Source organism: Flavobacterium sp., assembly GCF_041392085.1.
Classification (GTDB): domain Bacteria; phylum Bacteroidota; class Bacteroidia; order Flavobacteriales; family Flavobacteriaceae; genus Flavobacterium.
Map to the genome: position 1 here is coordinate 89,599 of NZ_JAWKMW010000011.1, position 26,134 is coordinate 115,732.

23 protein-coding genes are annotated in these 26,134 nt (G+C 33.8%); 14 read left to right on the plus strand and 9 right to left on the minus strand.

From position 1 onward, the window contains the following. Window positions 1-184 precede the first annotated feature (184 nt). Together R2782_RS10800 and R2782_RS10805 are read left to right on the plus strand one after the other, a co-directional pair. Window positions 185-1,237, plus strand: a complete 1,053-nt coding sequence (locus tag R2782_RS10800; protein ID WP_371268258.1) for an NAD(P)/FAD-dependent oxidoreductase — start codon at window positions 185-187, stop codon at window positions 1,235-1,237. A gap of 70 nt (window positions 1,238-1,307) precedes the next feature. Continuing rightward, entirely contained in the window at window positions 1,308-1,640 is a 333-nt protein-coding gene (locus R2782_RS10805) for a ferredoxin (RefSeq protein WP_371268259.1), read from the plus strand. Here the strand turns inward: R2782_RS10805 and R2782_RS10810 are convergent, their stop codons facing one another. Both R2782_RS10810 and R2782_RS10815 read right to left on the minus strand, forming a co-directional pair. Further along, complete coding sequence (locus R2782_RS10810) at window positions 1,641-2,354, minus strand: SGNH/GDSL hydrolase family protein (RefSeq protein WP_371268260.1); 714 nt, start codon at window positions 2,352-2,354, stop codon at window positions 1,641-1,643. A gap of 5 nt (window positions 2,355-2,359) precedes the next feature. Then, the gene (locus tag R2782_RS10815; RefSeq protein WP_371268261.1) at window positions 2,360-3,259 is read right to left on the minus strand and encodes a metallophosphoesterase; all 900 of its coding nucleotides are present in this window, start codon (window positions 3,257-3,259) and stop codon (window positions 2,360-2,362) included. A 237-nt stretch (window positions 3,260-3,496) separates the two neighbouring features. Between R2782_RS10815 and R2782_RS10820 the strand changes: the two genes are divergently transcribed. Genes R2782_RS10820 through R2782_RS10840 form a run of 5 tightly spaced genes read left to right on the plus strand, consistent with a single transcriptional unit; the run spans window position 3,497 to window position 8,339 of the window. Beyond that, on the plus strand, window positions 3,497-5,857 hold the full coding sequence (locus R2782_RS10820; protein ID WP_371268262.1) for a CotH kinase family protein: 2,361 nt from the start codon (window positions 3,497-3,499) through the stop codon (window positions 5,855-5,857). A gap of 38 nt (window positions 5,858-5,895) precedes the next feature. Next, window positions 5,896-6,252, plus strand: a complete 357-nt coding sequence (locus R2782_RS10825; RefSeq protein WP_371268263.1) for a hypothetical protein — start codon at window positions 5,896-5,898, stop codon at window positions 6,250-6,252. Window positions 6,253-6,263: 11 nt separating this feature from the next. Beyond that, a complete protein-coding gene (locus tag R2782_RS10830) occupies window positions 6,264-6,998 on the plus strand; it encodes a polyphosphate polymerase domain-containing protein (RefSeq protein ID WP_371268264.1) in 735 nt (244 codons plus the stop codon). Between the two features lie 2 nt (window positions 6,999-7,000). Next, window positions 7,001-7,639, plus strand: coding sequence for a DUF4956 domain-containing protein (locus tag R2782_RS10835; RefSeq protein ID WP_371268265.1), 639 nt, complete (start codon window positions 7,001-7,003; stop codon window positions 7,637-7,639). After that, a complete protein-coding gene (locus R2782_RS10840) occupies window positions 7,632-8,339 on the plus strand; it encodes a DUF2490 domain-containing protein (RefSeq protein WP_371268266.1) in 708 nt (235 codons plus the stop codon). Before R2782_RS10835 ends, R2782_RS10840 begins: the two co-directional genes overlap by 8 nt. On the opposite strand, the gene R2782_RS10845 is transcribed toward R2782_RS10840, so the two are convergent. The 5 genes from R2782_RS10845 to R2782_RS10865 all read right to left on the minus strand — a co-directional run bounded on the left by R2782_RS10845 (window position 8,332) and on the right by R2782_RS10865 (window position 12,443). Continuing rightward, entirely contained in the window at window positions 8,332-9,114 is a 783-nt protein-coding gene (locus R2782_RS10845) for a DUF3050 domain-containing protein (RefSeq protein ID WP_371268267.1), read from the minus strand. The two genes, R2782_RS10840 and R2782_RS10845, sit on opposite strands and share 8 nt — an antisense overlap. Before the next feature lie 118 nt (window positions 9,115-9,232). Beyond that, window positions 9,233-10,411, minus strand: coding sequence for an acyl-CoA dehydrogenase family protein (locus R2782_RS10850; RefSeq protein WP_371268268.1), 1,179 nt, complete (start codon window positions 10,409-10,411; stop codon window positions 9,233-9,235). A gap of 123 nt (window positions 10,412-10,534) precedes the next feature. Further along, entirely contained in the window at window positions 10,535-11,242 is a 708-nt protein-coding gene (locus R2782_RS10855) for a tRNA1(Val) (adenine(37)-N6)-methyltransferase (protein WP_371268269.1), read from the minus strand. Window positions 11,243-11,321: 79 nt separating this feature from the next. Then, window positions 11,322-11,846 carry a ribosome maturation factor RimM gene (gene rimM, locus R2782_RS10860; RefSeq protein ID WP_371268270.1) on the minus strand — a complete coding sequence of 175 codons (525 nt, stop codon included), beginning with the start codon at window positions 11,844-11,846 and terminating at the stop codon, window positions 11,322-11,324. Between the two features lie 12 nt (window positions 11,847-11,858). Next, window positions 11,859-12,443, minus strand: a complete 585-nt coding sequence (locus R2782_RS10865) for a 30S ribosomal protein S16 (protein ID WP_371268271.1) — start codon at window positions 12,441-12,443, stop codon at window positions 11,859-11,861. A gap of 198 nt (window positions 12,444-12,641) precedes the next feature. Here R2782_RS10865 and R2782_RS10870 point away from each other — a divergent pair, with 198 nt between their 5' ends. The 4 genes from R2782_RS10870 to trxA all read left to right on the plus strand — a co-directional run bounded on the left by R2782_RS10870 (window position 12,642) and on the right by trxA (window position 18,750). Then, window positions 12,642-13,142 (plus strand): DUF6252 family protein, encoded by a 501-nt coding sequence (locus tag R2782_RS10870; protein WP_371268273.1) that lies wholly within the window; start codon window positions 12,642-12,644, stop codon window positions 13,140-13,142. 146 nt (window positions 13,143-13,288) lie between these two features. Next, complete coding sequence (locus R2782_RS10875) at window positions 13,289-13,615, plus strand: RNA recognition motif domain-containing protein (RefSeq protein WP_371268274.1); 327 nt, start codon at window positions 13,289-13,291, stop codon at window positions 13,613-13,615. Window positions 13,616-13,800: 185 nt separating this feature from the next. Beyond that, complete coding sequence (gene dnaE / locus R2782_RS10880; protein WP_371268276.1) at window positions 13,801-18,315, plus strand: DNA polymerase III subunit alpha; 4,515 nt, start codon at window positions 13,801-13,803, stop codon at window positions 18,313-18,315. A 117-nt stretch (window positions 18,316-18,432) separates the two neighbouring features. Further along, window positions 18,433-18,750, plus strand: coding sequence for a thioredoxin (gene trxA, locus R2782_RS10885; protein WP_371268277.1), 318 nt, complete (start codon window positions 18,433-18,435; stop codon window positions 18,748-18,750). Window positions 18,751-18,811: 61 nt separating this feature from the next. Here the strand turns inward: trxA and R2782_RS10890 are convergent, their stop codons facing one another. Together R2782_RS10890 and R2782_RS10895 are read right to left on the minus strand one after the other, a co-directional pair. Continuing rightward, on the minus strand, window positions 18,812-20,761 hold the full coding sequence (locus tag R2782_RS10890) for an ATP-binding protein (protein ID WP_371268278.1): 1,950 nt from the start codon (window positions 20,759-20,761) through the stop codon (window positions 18,812-18,814). Further along, the gene (locus R2782_RS10895) at window positions 20,758-21,462 is read right to left on the minus strand and encodes a LytR/AlgR family response regulator transcription factor (protein ID WP_371268279.1); all 705 of its coding nucleotides are present in this window, start codon (window positions 21,460-21,462) and stop codon (window positions 20,758-20,760) included. Before R2782_RS10895 ends, R2782_RS10890 begins: the two co-directional genes overlap by 4 nt. A 131-nt stretch (window positions 21,463-21,593) precedes the next feature. Here R2782_RS10895 and R2782_RS10900 point away from each other — a divergent pair, with 131 nt between their 5' ends. The 3 genes from R2782_RS10900 to R2782_RS10910 all read left to right on the plus strand — a co-directional run bounded on the left by R2782_RS10900 (window position 21,594) and on the right by R2782_RS10910 (window position 26,055). Beyond that, the gene (locus R2782_RS10900; RefSeq protein WP_371268280.1) at window positions 21,594-24,422 is read left to right on the plus strand and encodes a tail fiber domain-containing protein; all 2,829 of its coding nucleotides are present in this window, start codon (window positions 21,594-21,596) and stop codon (window positions 24,420-24,422) included. 282 nt (window positions 24,423-24,704) lie between these two features. Next, window positions 24,705-25,061 (plus strand): helix-turn-helix transcriptional regulator, encoded by a 357-nt coding sequence (locus R2782_RS10905; RefSeq protein WP_313324943.1) that lies wholly within the window; start codon window positions 24,705-24,707, stop codon window positions 25,059-25,061. A gap of 67 nt (window positions 25,062-25,128) precedes the next feature. Beyond that, on the plus strand, window positions 25,129-26,055 hold the full coding sequence (locus tag R2782_RS10910) for a DUF58 domain-containing protein (protein ID WP_371268281.1): 927 nt from the start codon (window positions 25,129-25,131) through the stop codon (window positions 26,053-26,055). The last annotated feature ends 79 nt before the right edge of the window (window positions 26,056-26,134 follow it).

Below are 26,134 nucleotides of genomic sequence, written 5' to 3' on the forward strand. Positions count from 1 at the left end.
TCGCTTTTTTGAGTCATCCTGAAAGGCTGTCTCAAAAAGAGCTCAAACAATGGTTCAATCCCTCACGCAATCTGTGCTAACTGACAATTATCATAACCAAAAGAAAAAAGAACAACTATTTTCGCAAAGTAAAATTTAAAAGCTCAGTTACTCAGTAACTCAGCACCTCAGTAACTCAAAAAGAATGATACAAACCGATATACTCATCATTGGTGCCGGCCCAACCGGACTTTTCGCTGTATTCGAAGCCGGATTATTGCAATTAAAATGCCATCTAATTGACGCACTTCCACAACCGGGTGGTCAATTAGCAGAATTGTATCCCAAGAAACCAATTTTTGACATTCCGGGTTATCCCGAAGTAATGGCGGGTGATTTGGTGAATAATTTGATGGAACAAATCAAGCAATTTCAGCCAGGTTTTACATTGGCTGAAATCGCTGAAACGATTGAAAAATTAGAAGACGGTTCTTTTATTGTAACAACTAACAAAGGCACAAAACATCACGCAAAAGCAGTAGCCATTGCCGGCGGATTAGGAACGTTTGAACCCCGAAAACCCGCTATTGAAAACATTTCTTTTTATGAAGAAAAAGGAGTGGAGTATTTTGTAAAAGACCCGGAATTGTTTCGGGATAAAGACATTGTTATTGCCGGCGGAGGAGATTCTGCTTTGGATTGGAGTATTTTTCTATCCAATGTTGCTCAATCCGTTACATTAGTGCACCGCAGAAACGAATTCAGAGGAGCGTTAGATTCTGTTGAAAAAGTGCAAGAGCTAAAAAAAATAGGTAAAATTAATTTAATTACGCCGGCTGAAGTAGTAGCAATTAATGGAAAAGATCATGTTGAAAGCATTATTTTAGAAAACGAAGGTATTCAACAAACGTTAGAAACCGATTATTTTATTCCGCTTTTTGGCTTAACACCAAAATTGGGAGCCATTGCCAACTGGGGATTGGAAATCGAGAAGAATGCCATCAAGGTGAATAACGCATTAGATTATCAAACCAACATCGAAGGAATTTATGCCATTGGAGACGTAAATATTTATCCCGGAAAATTAAAACTCATTTTATGCGGATTCCACGAAGCTACGTTAATGTGTCAAAGTGTTTACAATCGACTAAATCCCGGTAAAAAATACGTTTTAAAATACACCACCGTTTCCGGTGTAGATGGTTTTGACGGTACACGAAAAGAAGCCGAAAAAGCGGTTGTAAAAGCGATTGAATAATATTATTTGTTTCAATTTTCAGGTTTCAAGTTTTTTGGTAACCTGAAACTTGAAACCTGAAACAAAAACTATGTCACAAGACATCACCATTAAAATTACCGATCGAAACGGAGTAAGACACGAAGTACAAGCTCCAACCGATATGAACATGAATATCATGGAACTCATTCGAGCATATGAGTTAGCCGAAGAAGGAACTGTTGGTGTTTGTGGTGGCATGGCCATGTGTGCTTCTTGTCAATGTTATGTACTGAATGATGTTGTTTCCCTTGAAAGAAATCCCGATGAAGAAGCCATGTTGTGGGAAGCCTATCACGTTAAAGAAAATTCCCGTTTAGGCTGTCAAATTCCAATTACTCCTGAAATTGATGGACTGGAAATTGAGATTGCTCCAGAACAGTAGCTAAATTCCCAAAATATTCTTTGCGATAGGAAGTAGTCTTTCCACAAATTTAGAATAGGCCAACTCAGACGGGTGTAAATTATCCGAAGCTACTAAGTTAGGATTATTAAGTCCCTCTCTTGTTATATCTGTGATATTGACAAATGTAACATCCAACGATTCAGTATGGCCCTTAGCAAAAGCATTGTAATTATCCAGTTGACTAGAAATTGATGAGGGATTTGAACTTGATTGACCAAATGGGGTGAAAGCATAATCTGGAATTGACACAACAATTACTTTATTTTTATCACCTTTTGCTAAGTTAATTGCAGTTTGCAACAATTCAGGAAATTCAGTTTCATACAATGAAAAAGGTTTGTTTTGATATTGATTGTTTACACCAATTAATAATGTCACTAAATCATACGATGAGTTAAGATTTTCTGCTTGAATAGCATTTTTTAAGTTGGTTGTAGTCCATCCGGTTTGAGCCACAACTTTTACAAAAATGTTATCAGTAGAAGGTAAATAATTCTTCAAACTATCTTTCAATTGTTTCGGAAAACGACATGTCTCGCAAACGCTTTGTCCGATGGTATAACTATCGCCCAATGCTAAGTAGTTGAAATTCCTAGCAATTTGTTGAGGAATGACCGGTGGTACATCATCAGTTGATGAGCAACCGAGCAAAGGTATGATTCCTAACATCAAAAAGAAAATTATTTTTTTCATATTATTTAGGTTTGATAATCTGCTAATTTAACCGGACCTTCTAAAATTTCTTTTACAATCTGTAGTGTGCCATCCGATTTAGTATCAACAAACCATTTGATTAAGGCAATAGTTCCTTCCACAATTTCAATTCCGGTAATACTTCTAGGATGTACACAACTACCATCATTAAAATAATGCAACGCGTTTTCACTCGGACTTGGAAACCTTGGCCGATGCGTATGACCAGTAATGGTTATTTTATTATTGTTGTCAGCAATCCATTTTTTAATACGTCTTTCTACTTTAATCAGTTCTACATAATTCTTGGCAGGGCTTGTGGGGTCTTTTATTCCCCAAACTTGGAGTGGCTTCCATAGAACTCTTACCAAAAAACGATTGATTTTCCAACCTATATAATTCATAAAATCGGCTTGGTGACCATGGGTTAAAAATAGTTCTTGATTGGTTTCTGAATTTTTTAACACAATAGCTTCATGGTATTTAATATCAGGAAACAGAGGAACATCTTTTCCAATTCTTGCTTCAAAATAAGTTGACAGTTTCTTTTTAACAATTTTGTCATTTTGATAAACGAAATCATGGTTGCCAAAAATCATGTGTAATCTGTTTTCATAATGAAATTTCTGGAGCAATAAATACACATTTTTATTAGCTTCAAAGAGTGTTTTAAAGAATAAATTTTCCCACAGTTCATCACCATCTCCTAGTTCAATGTATGAAAAACCTTCGTTGTAATAAACTTGTAGTGCGTGATAATAAATATTGCGATTATTGGCAAAATCATCTGCAAAACTGGCGTCTCCACGATGACAATCACTGAATAAAATGAATTTATCGTTGTTGGTAAACAGAATTCGTTTAGCTTCAATATAAGCTTTAGTTAATCTCTTTTGAGAAGACATGTTGAAAACCAATTAATTGATAGATTTCAAATGTAACCAATTATTTTGTCAAAAAAACACATCATTTGTTCAAAAATGATGCAATCTTGTTTTTATGAGCAAACTTAATTGATTGTATTCTAGATATAAATAGAATCTTTAATTTGTGATTTTTACCTATAAAATAATTGCTTTTGTCGAAAAAATTTCCACTGTGTTATTTTAATATTACATTTGTGTTAACAAAAAATTACAACAATGAAATTTTTTTTTACCTTTTTACTTCTATTCATTACATTTTTTGGATCGTCTCAAACGTTGCCTAGTGAATTTCACTTTTCTGCAGACGGAAGAATATTGTACACTGGAGGAATAATTCCATCATCAGGTTTATATGATAAAACAATAGTAAAAAATGTTTATTTGAACTTTTCTCAGCCCGATTATTGGACACAATTAACTAATAATTATTCTTCAGAAACCAATATTCCTGCAACGATGATTTTTGATGGTAATGTTTATCCTAATGTTGGGGTTCGCTTCCGTGGAAATACATCCTATGTACAAATAGGTTCATCTCAAAAAAAATCATTCTCGATTGAAACTGATTTTGTTGATGAAGATCAAACGCTTTTTGGATATAATGATTTGAAGCTTAATAATGCTCATCAGGACCCAACCTTTATGCGAGAAGTATTGTATAATAGAATGGCAGCTCGACATATTCCCATTGCAAAAGGAAATTTTGTTCATTTATTTTTAAACAACCAAGATTGGGGAATTTATCCTAACATACAATCTGTAGATAAAACATTTTTAAAAGAGTGGTTTTTAAGCAATGATGGTGCTAGATTTAGGGCAACTACTGAAACTACCGGAATGCCCGGAGGTGGAGGTGGACCGAATTGGGGTGATGGAACTGCCGGAATGAACTATTTAGGAGCTTCTGCCACTGAAGCTACGTATCAACAATACTATAGTTTAAAATCAAATGATGTTGTAGATAATCCGTGGCAAGCACTTATAGATGCTTGTTTTTCGCTCAGTACATTAACGGCCAATAACATAGAAACTGTAAAAACCAAAATAGATATTGATAAAGTTTTGTGGCACATGGCATGTGAAAATATTTTTACGGATGATGACAGTTATGTTATGAAAGGTAAAATGGATTACATGATTTATTATGAGCCAGAAACCGGAAGAACAACTTCGTTAGAATACGATGGTAATTCAACTTTTCAGACGAGTGTAGCTACAAGTTCAAGTTGGTCACCTTTTAAAAATGTAACCAACGCTAATTATCCATTGCTAAATAAGTTGATTTTAACACCCGAATTAAGACAGCGGTATTTGGCTCATTATAGAACAATATTAAATGAAACATTCACAACATTGAATGCAAATGCAATTATTGATGAAATGGATGCCCAAATTAGTGCACTCGTAGCCGCTGACCCTAAAAAACTATATCCAACTTCTCAGTACATAAGTGGTGTGCCGGCATTAAAGTCTTTTGTAGCAAGTAGAAGAAATTTTTTGCTATCTAATACAGAAGTGGCTCAAGTAGCTCCAACAATAACATCAGCTAAATACTATAATAGTTCTAATGAAGAATATGTTGCTCCGATTGCTAACGAGGTAACAAATATAAAAGCAAATGTCACCTCTGCAACGGGAATTAATAAAGTAATTTTATACTACGCAACCGGATTAGTAGGCAATTTTTCTAAAATCCAAATGTATGACGACGGAGCCCATAATGATGGAATTGCAAATGATGGGACCTATGGAGCTCAAATTCCGGGTTATCCTGCAAATACTTTTGTTAGATATTATGTAGAAGCTATCGCTAATAATACGGCTCTTTCAGCTTCCTATTTACCCACAGGAGCCGAGCATGATGTTTTTGTTTATGTAGTGACACAAACAAATGTGGCTAATGGTGTAGTAATTAATGAAATTATGGCTCAAAATACTTCCAGTGGAACAGATGAGGTTGGTGATTATGAAGATTGGGTTGAATTATATAATAACAATAACTATGCTGTCAATTTATCTGGGTATCATCTTTCAGACGATACTTCAATCTTAAACAAATGGCAATTTCCTGAAGGTACAGTTATTCCGGCCAATGGATATTTAATTGTTTGGTGTGATAACGATGCTACCGATGGTCCGCTTCATGCTTCTTGGAAGTTATCGGTAAGTGGAGAATCAGTCTCGTTAACAGATGAGGCTCAAAATTTAGTAGATCAAATTATTTTTGGAGCCCAAACTACAGATATGGGGTATGCTAGAGTGCCCAATGGAACGGGTGATTTTGTAATTCAATCGCCAACGTTTAATGCAAATAACGAAACAAATCTGGGAGTTGATCAGTTTCAATCCAATTCTGTTCAAATGTTAGTTTATCCTAACCCAGGTTCCAATTTAGTAAATGTTGTTGTATCTGAATTAGATAACAATCATAAATTAAATGTTTTTAATCAATTAGGTCAATTAGTTCTTGAGTCAGAAGCTAATTATCATACCACACTTAACGTAGCTACATTAAGTGTTGGAACATATATTGTAAATTATGGTGCAACATCAAAAAAATTAGTGATTATAAAATAAATTTCAAAATGATAAAAAGAATTTTTACAGCATTATTTGTGAGTTTAGTATTTATAGCTTGTTCTCATGACGAAGGATATGGTGGATTGGCTTCCATCAAAGGTAAAATTTATGGGAAAGACTATAATTCTAGTGGCTTCTTAGTTGATGAAGGATATGTAGGCGGGTTTAAAGTATACATAAGTAAGCATGGGGAAACAGCTTATTTTGATAGCATGGATTCTGCTTATGATGGTTCATTTAAGTTTAGTTATTTACACAAGGGCAAATACGATATTTGGGTCTATGGTGATTGTGATTATTGCGATTGGGATTTGGTATATGTTTTAAAAACAATAGAAATAACATCAACAAGACAAAATGTAGAGACTGAAGACTTTGTAATAACATTTTAAATTTAACAGACATGATGCAGTTTATTAATTCGATGGAAAGTGTCTCTTTAATTGAACTAGATGAGGTTGCATTGCAAAATAGAATTGACCACAAATATGTTTTAAATAAAGAGCAATTAGAAATTCTAATTCCAACTATTCTAACACATTATAAGGTTTTAAAGATTAATGGGCATAACGCTTTTACTTATCTAAATAACTATTTTGACACAAAACAGTTACGCTTCTACTTTGACCACCACAATGGATTTTCGAAAAGAATTAAAGTGAGAAGTAGAAAATATTTAGAAACGGATACCAGTTTTTTTGAAATTAAGCAAAAAGAAAATGTTGATAGAACTGCAAAGTTTAGAATTCCGGTTGATAAAATTGTAAAAAAAATAGACAGTGAAAAGAAAGAAACGATACAATCTTTTTTACCCAGAGAATTAAAAAAGATAAAGCTGATTCTGAAAAATAATTTCACCAGAATAACTTTTGTAAATCATGAAAAAACGGAGAGAATGACATTAGATTTTGACATCCAGTTTTCAAACAAAAAGAAGAGCAAAAGTTTCACTAATTTTTATGTCTTAGAAATAAAGCAGTCTAAATCTAATAAAAGATCAATTATAACGGAGATTTTAAAGAAAAACAATATTAGAGAACAAAGTTTTAGCAAATATATATTCGGTATTATATCACTTAAAAAAAATATAAAAAAGAACAATTTTTTACCGGTAATAAAAAAAATAAATAACCTTTAAGAATGGAAACAGAAGACAAAATAGACGCTCTTTTTAACCTTACAGACTTTTCGTTGCGAGCAATAATTGATGTTGTTGCAATAATTATTTTAGTTGGACTAATTTATTATCCAAAACATAAAAACAAAGATTTTATTTTCACGTTTGTGATTTTCAATATCATAAATTTTATGATTTGTTTTTTATTGGGCTCAGCCAAAATAAAAATGGGATTTGCTTTCGGGTTATTTGCAATTTTCTCTATAATAAAATATAGAACTATAGTTGTGTCTATTAAAGACATGGGGTATTTTTTTATTTGTGTGGCATTAGGGATGTTAAATTCTATGGCAAATACAAGTGAAGGATTTACTGTTATTATTATTTGTAATGTTGTAATTTTAATTATTACCTACTTTTTAGAACGTTTAAATTTTATTAATAATGAAAACTCAAAAGGAATTATTTATGATAATGTTCATTTAATAAAACCTGCTTTACGAGAAGAATTAATAGCAGATTTAAAAGATAGAACGGGTTTAGATATCCATAAAGTTGAAGTGGTTTCTATAAATTATTTAAAGGATACGGCTTTGTTAAAAGCTTATTACTACTCGTTAGAAAGTGAAAATACCACTCCAACAATTTCAGATAATGATTAAGACAAAAATAATCGCTTGTTTATTATTGTTAACCTGCTGTTTTGGCTTTGCTCAAGACACAGATACGCAACTTCGCATTGAGCCTACAATCGATTATAGAATAAATAAAAAATGGAAAGTTGCTTTTGATTATCGATATGGTTTAAAAAATGATATTTCTACATTTCAATCCAATATGTTTCAACTTTCGGGGGAATATAAGATAAGTAAAAGAATAAGTGTAGAAGCAGGTTATCGTTATTCTACCTCATTTGAAAAGGATAATCAACGTCTGTTTGCCTCCTTGGTTTATGATTATAAATGGAAGAAATTTACACTTAAATCAAGAACACTTTACCAATTCAGTACCCCTTATTTTGATGAAGATTTTTGGAATGAATATAAAGAGCCTAGACAGATAATTAGAGAAAAGTTTACGATTGATTACAATATTCCAAAAAGTAAGGCCTCAGTATATTTGTCTGCAGAGTTATTTATCAAAATTGATAATCCTCAATGGAAATACAATAGAACAAGATACCGTGTAGGCAGCGATTACAGTTTAAAATATGGAAATACAATCGGCCTTTCAGTATTTTATGAAGATAGATTGAATGTAAGAAAAACAGATCGATTTGTATTCACCACCAAATACAATCTATCCATTGACCAATTACTAAAAAAAGTTAAGAAACAAAAAGAGAAAAGGGATTTTAAATAAGTTCAAATTTAAGTGTTAACTGCTCATTAATTCCATCCCAAAGTTCAATTCGTTTTTGTAAAGCCAGAATAGCAACTTCTTCAACTTCTTGCCATTTTCTTTCCTCATTACCACATAATTCAGCAATCATTTGCATTGCCATTGGGCCATGTTCATCGGCATCAAGCTCGATGTGTCTTTGGAAATAGTAAATCAATTTAGATAAATTATTGTTAGGGAAACGCAGTTCAAATTCTTTTAAGATTTCGGTAAACATATCAGGAATTAAATCTTCTCTACCAAAGGTAAATGCTGCGGCTATTTGATGTGGTTTCCCTTCTTCGATAACTCTGAAAGTAAAATCTAAAAATGCTTTTACAGAAGGATGAAAATTACTTTGTTTTATGGACACGAAAATATTTTGAGTAGCAACAACATCATCTAAAAAAGTAGTTACTTTTTCAGTTTTTGCACCACAAGCTTTCATTGCCTCTAAATACAATTCATAATGGCTTTTACGCTTGCCTTGTTGGTCTACATCCGTTTCCTCAGCTAAAACAATTTCGTTTATTAAGTAACGAACTTCAGGATTTCCAATTGGAATCCATGGTGTAGTTGTACATGTTAAAGTGTTTTGGAGTGCTTTTAACAGCGACATAAAATCCCAAACAGCATACACATGGTTTTCAAGAAAAACGTGTAAATCGTCGATGGTTTTTATTTCACTATACAAAGAGTGTTCTAAAAGTCTCTTTCTATAAGGGGTAATTCTTTTATTAATTGTTTCAATGTTCATGGCAATTTTATTTTAATGTCGAAGAAAGAAATGCATTTAGGTTCTTAATTCAACTACAAAATTAAAAAAGCTTCCCCGTAAGAAGAAGCTTTTTGTATTGATTTTAATTATTGTTTAATTATTTAAACGCCGGTATTCCTGTAATATCAGCTCCAGTTATCAACAAATGAATATCATGCGTTCCTTCATAAGTAATCACCGATTCTAAATTCATACTATGTCGCATGATTGAATATTCACCTGTAATTCCCATTCCGCCCAGCATTTGTCTAGCTTCTCGAGCAATGTTAATTGCCATATCCACATTATTTCTTTTCGCCATAGATATTTGAGCGGTCGTTGCTTTTCCTTCATTACGCAAAACACCTAATCGCCAGGTTAATAATTGAGCTTTAGTGATTTCAGTAATCATTTCGGCTAATTTTTTTTGTTGTAATTGAAATCCAGCTATTGGCTTGTCAAATTGTACTCTTTCTTTAGCATAACGCAAAGCGGTATCATAGCAATCCATTGCGGCACCGATAGCTCCCCATGCAATTCCGTAGCGAGCAGAATCCAAACACATCATCGGAGCACCTAATCCGGATTTACCGGGTAACAAATTTTCTTTAGGTACTTTTACATTGTCAAAAATTAATTCTCCGGTTGCCGAAGCTCTCAAAGACCATTTATTGTGAGTTTCCGGTGTTGAAAAACCTTCCATCCCTCGTTCTACAATCAATCCATGGATTCTTCCTTCTTCATTTTTAGCCCAAACTACGGCAACATCAGCAAACGGTGCATTCGAAATCCACATTTTTGCTCCATTTAACAAATAATGGTCGCCCATATCTTTATAATTGGTTACCATTCCGCTTGGGTTTGACCCGTAATCCGGCTCGGTTAACCCGAAACAACCCATAAATTCACCGGTTGCCAGTTTAGGTAAATATTTCATGCGTTGTTCCTCGTTTCCGAATTTCCAAATCGGATACATCACCAAAGAGGATTGAACCGATGAGGTTGAACGCACACCGGAATCACCTCTTTCAATTTCCTGCATGATTAAACCATACGAAATTTGATCTAATCCTGCACCACCATATTCTTCCGGTATATACGGACCAAATCCACCAATTTCTCCTAAGCCCTTGATAATTTGTTTTGGAAATTCAGCTCGTTGAGCATACTCTTCAATAATAGGCGAAACTTCTCTTTTTACCCATGCACGAGCGGCATCACGAACAAGTTTGTGTTCTTCGGTTAATAAATCATCAAGTAGGTAGTAATCAGGAGATTGAAATAAATCTGGTTTCATTTTTTGAGACATTTGAGATTAATGAATAGTAATTATTCTCACAACTACTATAACGTTTGCAAAAGTAATTAAAGAAATGTAACAAATCAACGAACGATTGTTATATTTTTAAAAAAACAGTGCTTACATGTTTAGGTAAAAATCTTTTGTCAAATTGATGTATTCATCAGTATAATCATGACGACTGATTTCAATAACTAGTTCATCTGCATTTAAAACAGGTAATTCATATCGTTTAAAAGCTAGTAAACTTCTTTTAATTTCTGAGGTAGAAGTGCCTTTTATACGTGTTACTTTTACGGGGAAAAGTTCAACAGCAGCACATAAATCGATGAATTTTTCTTCTTCTTTATATGGAATGATTACAGCAAAAATTCCATTTTCAGAGAGTAATTGGTCAGCAGCATCTACCAAATCTTCAAAAGGCAGTGCATCTTGAAACCGAGCTTTATCTCGCCGCGGATTATCAGTTTTATAATCTTCAGCATAAAAAGGAGGATTTGAAATGATTAAATCGTATTGCTCTTCGGGTTCTGATACAAACTCATCCAAACCGGCATGAAAACAAAATAGACGATCTCCCCAAGGTGAATTTTCAAAGTTTTCTACACATTGTTCGTAGGCATCTTCATCAATTTCAATAGCGTCAATTTGTTCAGATTGACTACGTTGAGCAATCATTAAGGAGAGGATTCCTGTACCGGCACCAATATCTAAAACTGAAAAAGGATGATTATCAATAGGACACCAAGTTCCCAATAAAACACTATCCGTGCCCACTTTCATGGCACAACGATCTTGTTGAATGGAGAATTGTTTGAATTGAAACAAGTTGATTAACGATTTTTGAATGAAGAATATTGATTTCAGATAACAGAAAACTGTGACTGTCAACTGCGACTGAAAACTTCTAAAGATACATTTCCACTAAACCTTCCGGTAAATTCATAATTACCTTCTTATTTTTTCGGTCAATTTTAACCAAAAATTGGTCTATCATAGGAATTAAAATTTCTATTGAACCGTTTACTACTTCAAAAAGAGGTTGAGCAGATGAGTCGTTTATAGACACTATTTTGCCTACAATTCCGGTACGTTGGTCTTCGATTTCAAAGCCAATCACCTCATGATAATAAAATTGATTTCCTTCTAATTTTGGTAAAAAAGAAAGCGGCAGATAAAGTTCGCAACCCATAATTGCATCAGCATCTTCTTCAGTATCCACATCTTCAAATTTAACTCTAAGAAAGTCATTTTTATGAAGTGAACTATTTTCAATAAAAAATGGAATCAAATTTTTGTTGAATTCAACAAAAACTGATTCCATAGTTTCATATAATTCAGGTTCATCAGTGTCTAAATAGACTAAGACTTCACCTTTAAAACTAAATTTTTTAGCGATTTTGCCAAGATAGAAACATTCTTCCTTACGCATTATCGCAAAAAATTAAGCTTCTTTTTCTTCGTTGGCTTCTTCAGCAGTTGGAGTTTCTTCTACAGCAGGAGTCTCTTCTGTAGTTGTTTCAACAGCCTCTTCAGTTACTTCTTCAGCAACTTCTTCTGAAGCTTCAGCAGCTTTTAAAGCCTCAGCCGCAGCATTTGCTCTCTTTTCGTTGGCCACTTTCTCTGCTTTCAAAGCTTCCGCTTTAGCTTTTTCTTGAGCTTTTGTTAAACCTTCTTTTTTAGAAGTAACTTTGTTCGCTTTTTCTTCCAACCAAGCTGCTAATTTGGCATCTGCTTGTTCTTGTGTTAAAGCACCTTTTCTAACACCTCCATCTAAATGATGCTTCATTAAAGCACCTTTGTAAGAAAGAATTGCTCTTGCTGTATCTGTTGGTTGAGCTCCATTGTGTAACCATTGAACAGCACTGTCCAAGTTTAAATCAATTGTAGCAGGGTTAGTGTTTGGGTTGTAAGTTCCAATTTTGTCTAAGAACTTACCATCTCTTTTGGCTCTTGAATCAGCAGCCACAATCCAGAAAAAAGGTTTTCCTTTTTTACCGTGTCTTTGTAATCTAATTTTTACAGGCATAATCGAATGATTAAATGTGAGGTACTCGACCTCTGTTAATTGAGGGTGCAAATATATAAAAGTTTTTTGGATTAAATACGAACTTAAAAAAAATTTATTCAAACAGTTAGGTTCATCTCAATAGGTGTGTTTTTAACAAAAAAGTATGCTTTTTATTCGTTAGAAAAACTACTTTTGTACTTTATAAAAAAATACTTTATGATGAAATACTTTTTTTCTCTTTTAGCTCTAGTCTTTTTATTGGTTTCTTGTGAAGAGGATGTGGTTTTTAATTCACCATCCGTGCAGGGTAGATTGGAAAATTCATTTTGGAGAGCTATTGATGCAGAAGCTGTTTTACAGCCGAATGGTGGATTGGTTATTACTGCAAAAGCACGATTACAAACGTTAACGCTACAAGTTCCCTCCAGAAATGTTGGAACTTACGTTTTAGGACAAAATCTATCAAGAAAGGCTACATTTTTGTTTGAATATGATGAGAGTGAATTGTATTATGCTACAGGAATTACCACAGAGGAAGAGTATGAGGGAGACGGAGAAATAAAAATAACTGAGTTTGATGCAGCAAACGGAACTGTTTCAGGCTCATTCCGTTTTAATGCTATCAATACAATGAACAATCCTTTAGGAGGTGAAATATTAAATTTTAACCAAGGTGTTTTTTATAAAGTTCCTGTTATTGGAAACGAAGAAGACTAAATTAAATTAAACTATTTTAAAAAGCCATTTTAACTTTGTTTGAAGTGGATTTTTTTCTTGTTACAATTAATTTAGCAAATAAAATTATTTTTTAGTCTAATTACCATTATATTAGTTTACCTTTGCTCTAATATAATATTATTTTTATGAACATTTTTGTTGGAAATCTTCCTTGGAGTATTGAGGAAGCAGATTTAAGAGAGTCTTTTGAGACTTATGGAGTTGTTGACTCTGTGAAAGTAATTACTGATAAATTTACAGGAAAAAGTAAAGGATTTGGTTTTGTTGAAATGCCTAATGATGAGGAAGCTCAAAAAGCAATAGAAGAACTGAATGGAGCCACTGTACAAGGGCGTCCGATTGTGGTAAACAAATCAGAGCCTAAACCGGAAGGAGAAAGAAGAAGCTTCAATAACAACCGATCAGGAGGTGGTTATGGAGGTGGAAATAACCGCGGAGGAGGAAGATACTAAGTTTTCTTTTATAATTTTGTAAAGCCGTTCTGAGTATTTCAGAATGGCTTTTGTAGTTATTGTTGATAACTAAAATTGATATTCTCTTGCTTAAAATGTATTTTTGAAATAGAATAAAACAGCGATAATTAATAGGATTTATTTGCTTCTGTGAATCAAAAATCGCAAATCAAACCTTAGTAATAATGTATTTAATTTTCGATACCGAAACAACCGGTTTACCCAAACGTTGGGATGCCCCCATAACTGACATAGACAATTGGCCACGTTGTGTTCAAATAGCTTGGCAGTTGCATGACGAGATGGGAAATTTGATAGAACACCAAGATTATTTGGTACAACCTGAAGGATTTAACATTCCGTATGATGCTGAACGAATTCATGGTATTTCTACCGAATTGGCTCAGCAAAATGGAATTCCATTAGCGGAAGTGTTAGAAAAATTCAACATTGCATTAGGCAAAGCCAAATTCATCGTGGGTCAAAATGTTGCTTTTGATGTAAATATTATGGGATGCGAATTTCATCGAATAAATGTAGATTCAACCATGAGTTCAATGCAGGTTTTAGATACATGTACCGAAGTAACTGCAAATCTGTTGAAACTTCCCGGCGGAAGAGGTGGAAAATTCAAATTGCCAACGTTAACCGAATTACATCAATACCTTTTTGGTGAACCTTTTGCTGAAGCTCACAATGCAACTGCCGATGTGGAAGCAACAACGCGATGTTTCCTCGAATTAATCAAAAGAGAAATTTTTACCAAAGAAGAACTTGATGTTCCGGCCGATTATTTCAAAAATTTTAATGAACACAATCCGAAAGAAATTCAACTCATCGGATTAAAACATATTAATTTAAAAGAAGCTTCTGAAGCTATTCGAAAACAATTTCAAAAAGAACAACCGAAAGAGCTTCACAAAAAAGAGCTAATTGAAAACCAAAAAACGTTAGTTGATGCTGATTTTGTGCATTTACACAATCATTCGCAATTTTCGGTTTTACAATCGACAATTTCCGTTGCGGATTTGGTGAAAGCCGCTGTAAAAAATAAAATGCCGGCTGTAGCGATAACCGATATTGGCAATATGATGGGGGCTTTTCATTTTGTTCGCGATGTTTTATACCATAATAAAGTAGCAGAAGCAAAAAATAAAGCAGCAATTGAAGCGGGAGAAAATCCAACAGAAACAATCATTAAACCAATTGTAGGATGTGAATTTTTTGTGTGCGAAAACCACAAAGATAAAACTAGAAAAGACAATGGATATCAAGTGGTTTTTTTGGCTAAGAATAAAAACGGTTACCACAATTTAGCCAAAATGTCTTCTATTGGTTATACCGACGGATTTTATTATGTTCCTCGAATTGACAAAGAAGTTATCAAACAATACAAAGACGATTTAATTGTATTGTCGGGAAGTTTGTCTGGTGAAATTCCGAATAAAATTTTAAATATTGGCGAAAACCAAGCGGAAGATGCTTTGCTTTGGTGGAAAAATGAATTTGGAGATGACTTTTACATCGAATTGATGCGACACAATCAAGAAGATGAAAATCGTGTGAATGCCTCCTTAATTTCATTAGCCCAAAAGCATGACGTAAAAACGGTGGCTACAAACAATGTTTTTTATGTTGAAAAAGAAAATGCCAACGCACATGATATTTTACTTTGTGTCCGTGATGGAGAAAAGCAAGCCACACCAATAGGTAGAGGCCGCGGTTATCGTTACGGATTGCCCAATCAAGAATATTACTTCAAGTCAGGCGACGAGATGAAAAAACTCTTTGCCGATTTGCCCGAAGCTATTTTAAACATCAATGAAGTAGTTAATAAAATTGAAATTTTCGATTTAGCTCGTGGTGTTTTGCTTCCAAAATTTAATATACCACAAGAATTTTTAGTCACTGAAGATGAGGAAGATGGTGGAAAAAGAGGCGAAAATTTATACTTGCGACACCTCGCTTATGAAGGTGCCAAAAAACGCTACGGAACCATCACTCCTGAAATAGAAGAACGTCTTGATTTTGAATTAAAAACCATCGAAAACACTGGTTATCCCGGTTACTTTTTGATTGTGCAGGATTTTATTAAAGCGGCCCGCGAAATGAATGTCTCAGTTGGTCCGGGAAGAGGTTCTGCTGCCGGCTCGGTGGTGGCGTATTGTTTGTGGATTACTAATATTGATCCTTTGGAATATGATTTACTTTTTGAGCGTTTCCTAAATCCGGATAGGGTTTCGATGCCCGATATCGATATCGATTTTGATGATGAAGGACGGGGGCGTGTGATGCAATATGTAATTGATAAATATGGTGCTAATCAGGTAGCTCAAATTATCACCTATGGAAAAATGGCTACAAAATCCTCATTAAGAGATACTGCCCGAGTACTTGATTTACCACTTTTTGAAGCCGATAAATTAGCCAAACTAATTCCGAGTATGATGCCCGGTAAATGGAGTTTGGCAAGGTTTTTATCAGATTCGATCGAAGAGGTCAAAAAAGCCGTCCGTTCTGATGATTTTGAAAATATCAAAGAATTAATAGCCATTGCTAATGAAGGCGATTTGGCAGGGGAAACCATTCAACAAGCCAAAGTACTTGAGGGGTCGTTAAGAAATACTGGGATTCATGCATGCGGTGTTATTATTACTCCTGATGATATTACTAATTTTGTACCTGTTTCTACAGCCAAAGATTCTGAACTGTATGTTACACAATTTGATAACTCCGTAGTTGAGAGTGCCGGCCTTTTAAAGATGGATTTTTTGGGTTTAAAAACCCTTACATTAATAAAGGATACTGTTAAATTAATAAAATATAGAACGGGTAAAGAACTTAATCCCGATGAATTCCCAATTGATGATGTCAAAACATATGAACTTTTTCAACGAGGAGAGACAGTAGGAATTTTTCAATACGAATCGGTCGGAATGCAAAAATACCTTCGCGATTTAAAACCAACTGTTTTTGGTGATTTAATTGCTATGAATGCATTGTATCGTCCGGGTCCTTTGGAATATATACCATCCTTCGTTAAACGTAAAAATGGGGAAGAAGAAATTACCTATGATTTAGATGCTTGCGAAGAATACTTAGCAGAAACCTATGGAATTACTGTATACCAAGAGCAGGTAATGTTACTTTCGCAAAAGTTAGCCGGATTTTCCAAAGGTGATGCCGACGTACTTCGTAAAGCGATGGGTAAAAAGCAAAAAGATGTATTGGATAAAATGAAATCCAAATTCATTGATCAGGCAGTAGCAAAAGGGCACGATGCTCAAAAGTTGGATAAGATTTGGACCGATTGGGAGGCTTTTGCCAGTTATGCATTCAACAAATCACATTCCACTTGCTACGCTTGGATTGGTTATCAAACGGCTTATCTCAAAGCTCATTATCCTGCAGAATATATGGCGGCGGTGCTTTCTAACAACATGAGCGATATCAAGCAGGTTTCGTTTTTTATGGAAGAATGCAGGAGAATGGGACTAAGGGTTTTAAGCCCGGATGTGAATGAATCCTTCTATAAATTTACTGTAAATGATGATGGGGCAATTCGTTTTGGAATGGGAGCCATCAAAGGGGTGGGAGCAGGTGCCGTAGAAACCATCGTTCAAAGTCGATTAAAAGACGGAAAATATAAATCTATTTTTGATTTAGCTAAACGTATTGATTTGCGGGCAGCGAATAAAAAAGCATTTGAAAACCTTGCCTTGGCTGGAGGATTTGATTGTTTTGGTTCAACGCACCGGGCACAATATTTTTATCAGGATGGAGATACCACTACTTTTTTAGAAAAGGCTATGCGGTTTGGTGCAAAATTTCAAGAAAATGAAAATTCGGCACAAGTTAGCTTGTTTGGTGAAACTAGTGATGTACAAATTGCAGAACCACAAATACCACCTTGTGACGAATGGAGCACCATGGAAAAATTAGCCAAAGAAAAGGAAGTAGTAGGCATCTATATTTCCGGTCATCCACTGGATGATTTTCGTTTTGAGATGAAATATTTTTGCAATTCTAAATTAGAATACCTTAAGAATTTAGAACAACACGTCAATAAAACGTTAACATTTGGAGGTATTATCACCAATGTACAACATCGAGTCGCACAAAACGGGAAAGGCTGGGCTTCTTTTGTGTTGGAAGGTTATGACGAAAGTCATGAGTTCAGAATTTATGGTGAAGAATACTTAAAATTTAGACATTTTATTATTCAAAATAATTTTACATTTCTAAAAATATTAGTCAGAGAGGGTTGGGCAAATAGAGAAACCGGAAAGAAAGGAGAACCTCGAATTACATTTCAATTAATTCAATATTTGCAGGATGTATTACCCCAATTTGCCAAGAAACTAACCATTCAAATGGATATTCTGGCTTTACAGAAAAATTTAATCACAGAGTTGAGTACCATTTTTAAATCATTTCAAGGTGACCATTCTGTTACTTTTGAAGTAATGGAATTGGAAAAAGTGAAAAAAGAAGCAGAAATTAATCCAATTATAATATCCTCGGATGATGATTTAGACGTTGAGAATTTAGAAGAGCTTGAAATGCAAATAGATTCCCCATCTGAAGAAATTAGAATGATAACAAAATTGAGTATGCCAAGTCGTAAACTCAAGGTTCAAATTTCTAATGAATTGTTGAGTCAGTTGGAGAAAAAGCAGGTGGATTTTAGGTTGAATTGATTATCAATTACACAAATACATTCATAATCAAAACTAATTTTCAATTAACACTTCCTTAAGTTTTAAATTTTTAAATTTGCACAATAAAAATTGAATATTAATTTAAAAAAATATAAAATGGCATTAGCAATTACAGATGCTACTTTTGATGAAGTAGTTTTAAAATCAGACAAACCGGTAGTAGTAGATTTTTGGGCAGCGTGGTGTGGTCCGTGTAGAATGGTTGGTCCTGTTATCGATGAAATCGCAACAGAATATGAAGGAAAAGCGGTAGTTGGAAAAGTAGACGTAGATGTAAACCAAGAATTTGCAGCAAAATATGGCGTTAGAAACATTCCAACCGTTTTAGTTTTCCAAAACGGAGAAGTGGTAGGAAGACAAGTGGGTGTTGCACCAAAGAAAAATTATACAGATGCAATTGATGCATTATTATAATTTTGTACAAAATATATTCAAAGGTCTGATTTTCATCAGACCTTTTTTTGTGAGTGAAAAGTTATAACTTTAATGTAAATGTTGTTCCTTCTCCTAATTTTGAATCAACAGTAATTTCGCAATGAATAGCTCTAGCTAAATCTCGAATCAAGTGTAATCCCAAACCGGATTTTATTCCAACCACTTCTTTATCATCATACAATGCTTTAAATTGTTCTGAATCGGCACCCTTTCCATTGTCAGAAATTGATAAATAGAATTTTCCGTTTTCTTGCCAAGCTTTCCATTTTATCGTCGGGTTTTCAATTTCTTTTAATGCTTTTATAGCATTTCCGGTTAAATTTCGAATGATGGTTTTGAGATAATTTTCATCGGTGTTGATGGTAAAATCAATTTGGTTGTCAACTGTAATTTGAATTTTTTCTTCACCTGAAAAATGATTTAAAGTATCTTTAAAAATAGAATTTACAGAAATGTTTTTTGGTTGGGGTTTAAAATTCTCCATTTGACCTTTACTCCAAAGCAGTAGATCTTCCATTGAATTCAATAAATTTTCTGCTCCGGCAATAGTTTTATTTTCTAATCGTTGTTTACTTTCCTCATCTAATAGATCAGGATTATTTTTTTGTAAATGTAAAAAATGAATTAAGTTTGACACTGGGCTTCTTAAATCGTGATTGATTATACTGAAAAACCGCATTTTAGTTTTATTGGCTAAATCCAACTTTTCATTTAACAATTGGAGTTTCAAATTATTTTTTTTGCGAGTATAGCTTTGGTAAAGTAAAAACCCTCCGATACTACTTAAAAATAATAAACCCAAAATGTAAATCATATTTTGTTTTTGATGCAATTCAATTTCCTTGTTTTTTAATTTAAGTGTGTTTGCAACTTCTAATTTAGCTATGTTATTACGATTTTCTTGTGTGTAAATCGAATCGTGAATCGTTTTATATGAAAGTAGATTCAAATAAGCATCTTTAAAATTATTATTTTCAGCATTGATGTTTGAAAGAGTTTGTTGAAAATCCAGATAGTTAACTAAATTACCGGTTTTTTTACTCATTTCAATTGATCGATTCAAGTAATTTTCTGCGTTTTGAAGTAATTGCTTATTTGATTTATCTTCATTATACAAATAATAGTATGCTTTACCTAAACCACCTAAATTGTTCATAATCATTATATTTTCCCCATCAATTGAATCCCAAAATTCTTGAGCTTTCAAACGCATTTCAATTTCTTTTGTGCCACTTTGTAGGTTTGCCCAATTGGTCAATACAGATGCCTTACCAAATCCGTCATTTTCTGTTATATATTCAGCATAAGCCATTTTAAAATACTTGTTCGATTCAGATTTATTATTCATGAGATTGTATGTCTCTGCTATACTAGCCAATGAATGAGCAATATATAATCTGTTTCCGGACTTTCTGGCGTATTTGAGTGATTCAAAAGCAAAAGGCAAAGCTTTTTTATAGTCTTTTTGGTCCAAATAAAGCATTGCAATATTTCTATTATTAATTTCGCATAGTATGGTGTCTTGAATTTTTTTAGAGATTTCGAGCGATTCAAAACCATATTTGGCTTGGAGTGTATAATTAGATTTGTTTTGATAATGAACAGAATAGCTTAGCAAACTTTTTGCAATGCCTTTTTGGTCTTTTAATTTGGTAAAAATCTCTAAAGCTTTTTTATTGTACGTTAGTAGTTTTTTTTCGTCTGGTTTCCTGATAAAAATAACCACTAAACTTTGGTAAGTAGTTCCAAGTTTTTCCTGAGAGCCCAATTGATTGGCAATTTTTATGTTCTCGTATAAATATTTTTCAGCTTCTTCAAGTTCAGAATTCTTGAAGTGAATTTTTGAAATTTTGGTATTCAATTCGTATTTTTCTTCTTTGCTTTTTTTGGATTGTAATTCCAACTTTAAACTATCGAGTTCAAGATTTTGAGAATAACATTCAATTATTATGGATAAAAAAAACACTAAGAATGTCAAACAATTTTTCATACCAACGAATTTAATTTATCTTTAAAACTTCTTCCTATAGGTATTACAATTCCATTACTAAGCGTAACATCATGCGATGTTTTTTTTTCAATAAATTGGGTCTGTACTGCAAAACTACGATGAATACGAATAAATGATTTGAAATGAGACTCTTTCAAAAGTGTCCCAATGTTTGAAAGGACACAATGTCTTTTGTAATGGGTAACAAGTAAAGTGTAGTCTTTTAACGCTTCCAGATATAATATGTCGTGCAACTTAATTTTTGTTTGCTCATGTCCTTCTTTGATGTATATCACATCGCCACCAATAGTAGATTCAAAAAGTGCTGCTTTATGCTTGATTTCCATAAATTCTTGTATGCGGGACATAGTTTGAGAAAAACGATCTAATTTTATTGGTTTAACTATAAAATCAAGAGTATCTAATTCAAAACTCTCAACAGCGTGTTCAGGGTGTGCAGTAATAAAAATACATGCGGGAATTTTAGTAGCTTTTTTTCGTAGCTCAATACCATTTAAACCGGGCATGTCAATATCGAGAAAAAGAATGTCTATGCTTAGATTTTCAATTATCCTTAAAGCTTCGAGGGATGATTCAAAAACACCAATAATATTTAGATTGTCAAATTTTTTGGCAAATGAAACAACTGTCAATCGATCGATTTCATCATCATCAACGATTATACAGTTTAATTGTTTCATTCCAAAATGGTTTATTCAAATATATATAAAAAATAGTTATTTATGTTGTCTGTCTATTTAAAATGTTGTTGGTCTATTGTGGTTTTTTTTTAAAAAAAAAGAATAGCAATTTTGATTAGTAAAAGAATATTATGAGAGCGAAATTATTACAAATAGTTTTTTTGATATCGGTGAATTGTTGTTTTGCACAAGTTGGAATTAATACCACTAATCCGAATGCGCAATTAGAAATACAATCCTCTAATCAGGCAACTCCAGCTAATACTGATGGATTAATTATTCCAAGAGTAGATACGTTTCCTTCTGTCAATCCAACTGCTGCACAACAAGGAATGATAGTCTATTTAACTACTGTTATAGGAACCAATGAATCTGGATTTTATTATTGGGACAATCCTTCGACAACATGGATTCCAATAGCAAATAATAGTAAAAATGCATGGAAAACAACAGGTAATCTGGGCACCGATGCTACAATTAATTATATAGGGACTAATGATAATCAGGATGTTGTTTTTAAAAGAAATTCAATTAGTTCTGGTTTTATAGGAATTTCCAACACTTCATTTGGTAATAATTCAATGACCAATGCAACTGCTGGTACAAATAATGTGGCATTAGGAAATACTGCTTTACAAAATAATACAAGTGGGAGCAGAAATGTTGCAGTTGGTTTTGAAAGTTTAAGGAACAACACCACTGGAACGGATAATATAGCTGTTGGACGACGAACCTTAAATGATAATCTCGACGGTAATAATAATATAGCCATCGGAACAAGTTCTCTTTTCAATAATACATCGGGGTTTCAAAACGTTGCCATAGGACATCAGTCAACCAGTAATAACTCAACAGGTCAAAATAATATTGGTTTAGGTGTGGCAACATTAAATGGAAATTCTACAGGGAGTAGAAATACAGCCATTGGAAGTTTTGCACTTAACGTTAGTAATAATGGAAATCAAAATACAGGTCTTGGAAGTAATACACAAACTATAGGACCATCAAACTTAAATTTAACCAATGCTACGGCTATTGGGTCTAATGCTTTAGTGCAACAAGATAATTCAATGGTGCTCGGAAGTATTAACGGAGTCAACACAGCTACAGCATCGGTCAATGTGGGTATTGGAACCACAACGCCACAAGACAGATTACATGTAGTAGGTAATATAAGAATGGTCGATGGCAATCAAGCAGCAGGACGCGTTTTAACTTCCGATGCCAACGGAACAGCCACTTGGACAAACCCTTCAACCATTTCCAGCGGAACCTTAGACCAAGCTTACGATTTTGGAGGAGCTGGAAACGGTAGAACCATCACCGCCGATACAGGACCTTTCCAAGTTGATGGAACCGATGGTATTCTTTCAACTGGTTCGTTTGGTACTGGAACTCTGGCTCCAAGTGGTGCAGGGATTAGAATGCTTTGGTACCCCAGAAAATATGCTTTTAGGGCAGGACAAGTTACTAATACAAGTTGGGATGATGCCAATATTGGACATGGCTCAGCAGCATTTGGAGTTTCAACACTAGCTTCTGGAGGAAGTTCTTTTGCTTGTGGTTTGTCTTCTGTTGCTTCAGGATTATTTTCTTTTGCCTTTGGGAGTGGAGCTACTTCTTCGGGAACTTACTCTTTTGCCGGATCACATGCCACTGCCTCTGGAGAAGGTTCATTTGCTTTTGGGTTAGGTTCATTGGCTTCAGCTAGTCATTCTTTTGCTTTAGGTTTTGACATTACTGCATCTGCAAACTATTCAACTGCTTTTGGTTATACTACTTTAGCATCTGGCTTTTATTCAACAGCATTTGGGTATTCAAGTCGAGCTACCGCTCATTCTTCCACAGCATTTGGATATGGATCGTCGGCCATAGGGGTGTCAACAACTGCATTTGGTAGGGTAACAACAGCTTCAGGATATATATCAACTGCTTTTGGTGATGAAACAATTGCTTCAGGAAGTCGGTCAACAACTTTTGGTAAAAATACAATAGCTTCAGGATATATTTCAACAGCCTTTGGAGATAGCAATACAGCACCTTCAAGTGGTGAAACAGTAATCGGTATCGGAGCCACAAATTATACACCATCTTTAAATGGGGATACTCAGTTTAGAGCAGCTAATGCAACCGATAGATTATTTGTAATAGGTAATGCAATTGATGCCAATATGAGTAATTCTGTTGATGACACAGAGCGCAGCGATGCCATGGTAGTGTTGAAAAATGGCAATACTGGCATTGGTTCATCAGCACCTCAAGATAAACTCCACGTAGTGGGAAATATCAGAATGGTCGATGGTAATGAGGCAGCAGGAAAGATATTAACCAGCGATGCCAATGGAACTGCCACTTGGCAAAATGCCTCTGCCAATTCGTGGAGCATAACCGGAAACAATAACACTACTGTAGCTAATAATTTTATTGGCACTACAAATCTTCAATCTTTGGCTTTTAGAACGGTAAATGTAGAACGCATGCGAATAACTTCATTTGGCAATGTAGGTATAGGAACTACAGCTCCAGGAGGTCAATTCGAACTATCACTAAATGAAGGAAGAAAACCAACTTCAAATACTTGGACAATACCATCCGATGCCCGATTAAAAACAGTTAACGGAGCCTATCAAAAAGGATTAAACGATATTCTCAAACTAAAACCCATTCGTTACAACTATATCAATACCGAAAAAAGAACCTTCGAACCAAAAGTCCTTCAAAAAGAAGCCTATGGTTTCCTTGCACAAGAAGTAAAAGAAATTTTTCCAGAAGCAGTTGGTCTCGATGCAGATGGTTACTACAACTTCGATTTACATCCAATTCTTATTGCATATACTAACGCTATTAAAGAATTAAACACCACCATCGAAGACCAGAAAGACAAAATACAATCTCTCGAAGACAAACTAAAAACTCTCGAAGAAAAATTCAATTCTCTCGTAACAAAACTAAATAACTAAAAAAGTACTTGTAAATAATAAAGAGATATCACTAAATATCCTCTTTGTATTTATAAATATCCCTATTTAATTTTATGTTCTGCCAATTGTATTTTATATTCTGCCAGTTGTATTTTATATATTACCATTTTACTTTTATATTATAGAAATTTACTTTTATATTTAGCAATAAATATTTTAAATTTTAGAATGTTAATTTTATATTATAGAATAATCATTTTATAAAATAGAATCATACTTTTATATTTTAGAATAAATGTTTTATAATTTAACAAATACAATATGTTAGCTTACAACTTAAAAACCATTTTTGCCGCAAGACAAATTGATAAACCCTATTCATTTCTTGTCAAAATAGGAATCGCTCCTCACACTGCCACCAGATTGCTTAATAACGAAGTAAGAGTAATGCGCATAGACCATGTCGAGCTATTATGCAAAAACCTTCATTGCGAACCAAACGATTTGTTTGTTTACAGAAACTCTAAAAATTCTGTTTTACCTCAAAATCATCCTTTAAATAACTTGCTTCAAAAGCCAGAAGACAACCAATGGCAGGAAACATTAAGAACCATTCCTTTAAAACAACTCAAAGAAATTGCAGCAATAATAAACCAACCAAATCCCGAAAAAGAGTAAACCAATAAAACCATCAAAACTTTTTCAATATCTTTGACTCAACCCAATCTCATCACACGATGTAATTATGAAGATAGAACAACAAAAAGAATTAATCTCAGGTTTCAAACATCTCGAATTGTTAGCCAATCAAGTGGTGGAAGGCTTTATTTCCGGAATGCACAAATCGCCATTTCACGGGTTTTCTGCCGAATTTGCCGAACATAAAATCTACAATTCAGGCGAAAGCACCAAAAATATCGACTGGAAACTTTTTGCAAAAACCGACCGTTTATATACCAAAAGATATGAAGAAGAGACTAATTTGCGTTGTCATTTGATTATAGATAATTCTTCTTCCATGCATTTTCCTCAATTGGAATCGGGACAAACGTTTTATGAAAGTAAGATTGGTTTTTCTGTTTTAGCTTCGGCAGTTTTGATGAATTTACTTAAAAAGCAACGAGATGCTGTGGGTTTAAGTGTTTTTTCGGACACCTATGAATATTATGCTCCTGAAAAAGGAAGTGATCGCCATCATCGGATGATTTTAAACAAATTGGAAGATTTGTTGGAAAACCCAAAAATATCAAAACAGACCGAAACAGTCACTTTTTTACATCTAATTGCCGAAAAAATGCATCGTCGTTCGATGATTATTTTGTTTACCGACATGTTTCAAAATGGAGAAGAAGAAAAATTATTCAATGCTTTACAACATTTAAAACACAACAAACACAAAGTGGTTTTGTTTCATGTGATTGATGAAAAAAGAGAACTAAATTTCGATTTTGATAATGCACCACGCAAATTTGTTGATGTGGAATCTGGTGAGACTGTCAATTTGTTTGCTGAAAACATCAAAGAAGCGTACAAAAAAAATGTAGATGCTTATTTTATCAAAGTCGCAATGACGTGTGCCCAAAATAAAATAAAATATGTTCCGGTCAATGTGGGAGCCAATTTTGAAAAAATTCTCACGACATATTTGGTTGAAAAACAAATGTTTGGATAACTACTTTGAGTAATGTCCAAAAAAAGTAATGAAAACACTTGCAGATATAGAAATACGTTGTATATTTGCAACCGCAATA

Bases quoted from the DNA above. Each gene is read 5' to 3' on its own strand.
- R2782_RS10800 (WP_371268258.1), top strand. From the start codon at position 185: ATGATACAAACCGATATACTCATCATTGGTGCCGGCCCAACCGGACTT.
- R2782_RS10805 (WP_371268259.1), top strand. From the start codon at position 1,308: ATGTCACAAGACATCACCATTAAAATTACCGATCGAAACGGAGTAAGA.
- R2782_RS10810 (WP_371268260.1), bottom strand. From the start codon at position 2,354: ATGAAAAAAATAATTTTCTTTTTGATGTTAGGAATCATACCTTTGCTC.
- R2782_RS10815 (WP_371268261.1), bottom strand. From the start codon at position 3,259: ATGTCTTCTCAAAAGAGATTAACTAAAGCTTATATTGAAGCTAAACGA.
- R2782_RS10820 (WP_371268262.1), top strand. From the start codon at position 3,497: ATGAAATTTTTTTTTACCTTTTTACTTCTATTCATTACATTTTTTGGA.
- R2782_RS10830 (WP_371268264.1), top strand. From the start codon at position 6,264: ATGATGCAGTTTATTAATTCGATGGAAAGTGTCTCTTTAATTGAACTA.
- R2782_RS10835 (WP_371268265.1), top strand. From the start codon at position 7,001: ATGGAAACAGAAGACAAAATAGACGCTCTTTTTAACCTTACAGACTTT.
- R2782_RS10840 (WP_371268266.1), top strand. From the start codon at position 7,632: ATGATTAAGACAAAAATAATCGCTTGTTTATTATTGTTAACCTGCTGT.
- R2782_RS10845 (WP_371268267.1), bottom strand. From the start codon at position 9,114: ATGAACATTGAAACAATTAATAAAAGAATTACCCCTTATAGAAAGAGA.
- R2782_RS10850 (WP_371268268.1), bottom strand. From the start codon at position 10,411: ATGAAACCAGATTTATTTCAATCTCCTGATTACTACCTACTTGATGAT.
- rimM (WP_371268270.1), bottom strand. From the start codon at position 11,846: ATGCGTAAGGAAGAATGTTTCTATCTTGGCAAAATCGCTAAAAAATTT.
- R2782_RS10865 (WP_371268271.1), bottom strand. From the start codon at position 12,443: ATGCCTGTAAAAATTAGATTACAAAGACACGGTAAAAAAGGAAAACCT.
- R2782_RS10870 (WP_371268273.1), top strand. From the start codon at position 12,642: ATGATGAAATACTTTTTTTCTCTTTTAGCTCTAGTCTTTTTATTGGTT.
- R2782_RS10875 (WP_371268274.1), top strand. From the start codon at position 13,289: ATGAACATTTTTGTTGGAAATCTTCCTTGGAGTATTGAGGAAGCAGAT.
- dnaE (WP_371268276.1), top strand. From the start codon at position 13,801: ATGTATTTAATTTTCGATACCGAAACAACCGGTTTACCCAAACGTTGG.
- trxA (WP_371268277.1), top strand. From the start codon at position 18,433: ATGGCATTAGCAATTACAGATGCTACTTTTGATGAAGTAGTTTTAAAA.
- R2782_RS10890 (WP_371268278.1), bottom strand. From the start codon at position 20,761: ATGAAAAATTGTTTGACATTCTTAGTGTTTTTTTTATCCATAATAATT.
- R2782_RS10895 (WP_371268279.1), bottom strand. From the start codon at position 21,462: ATGAAACAATTAAACTGTATAATCGTTGATGATGATGAAATCGATCGA.
- R2782_RS10900 (WP_371268280.1), top strand. From the start codon at position 21,594: ATGAGAGCGAAATTATTACAAATAGTTTTTTTGATATCGGTGAATTGT.
- R2782_RS10905 (WP_313324943.1), top strand. From the start codon at position 24,705: ATGTTAGCTTACAACTTAAAAACCATTTTTGCCGCAAGACAAATTGAT.
- R2782_RS10910 (WP_371268281.1), top strand. From the start codon at position 25,129: ATGAAGATAGAACAACAAAAAGAATTAATCTCAGGTTTCAAACATCTC.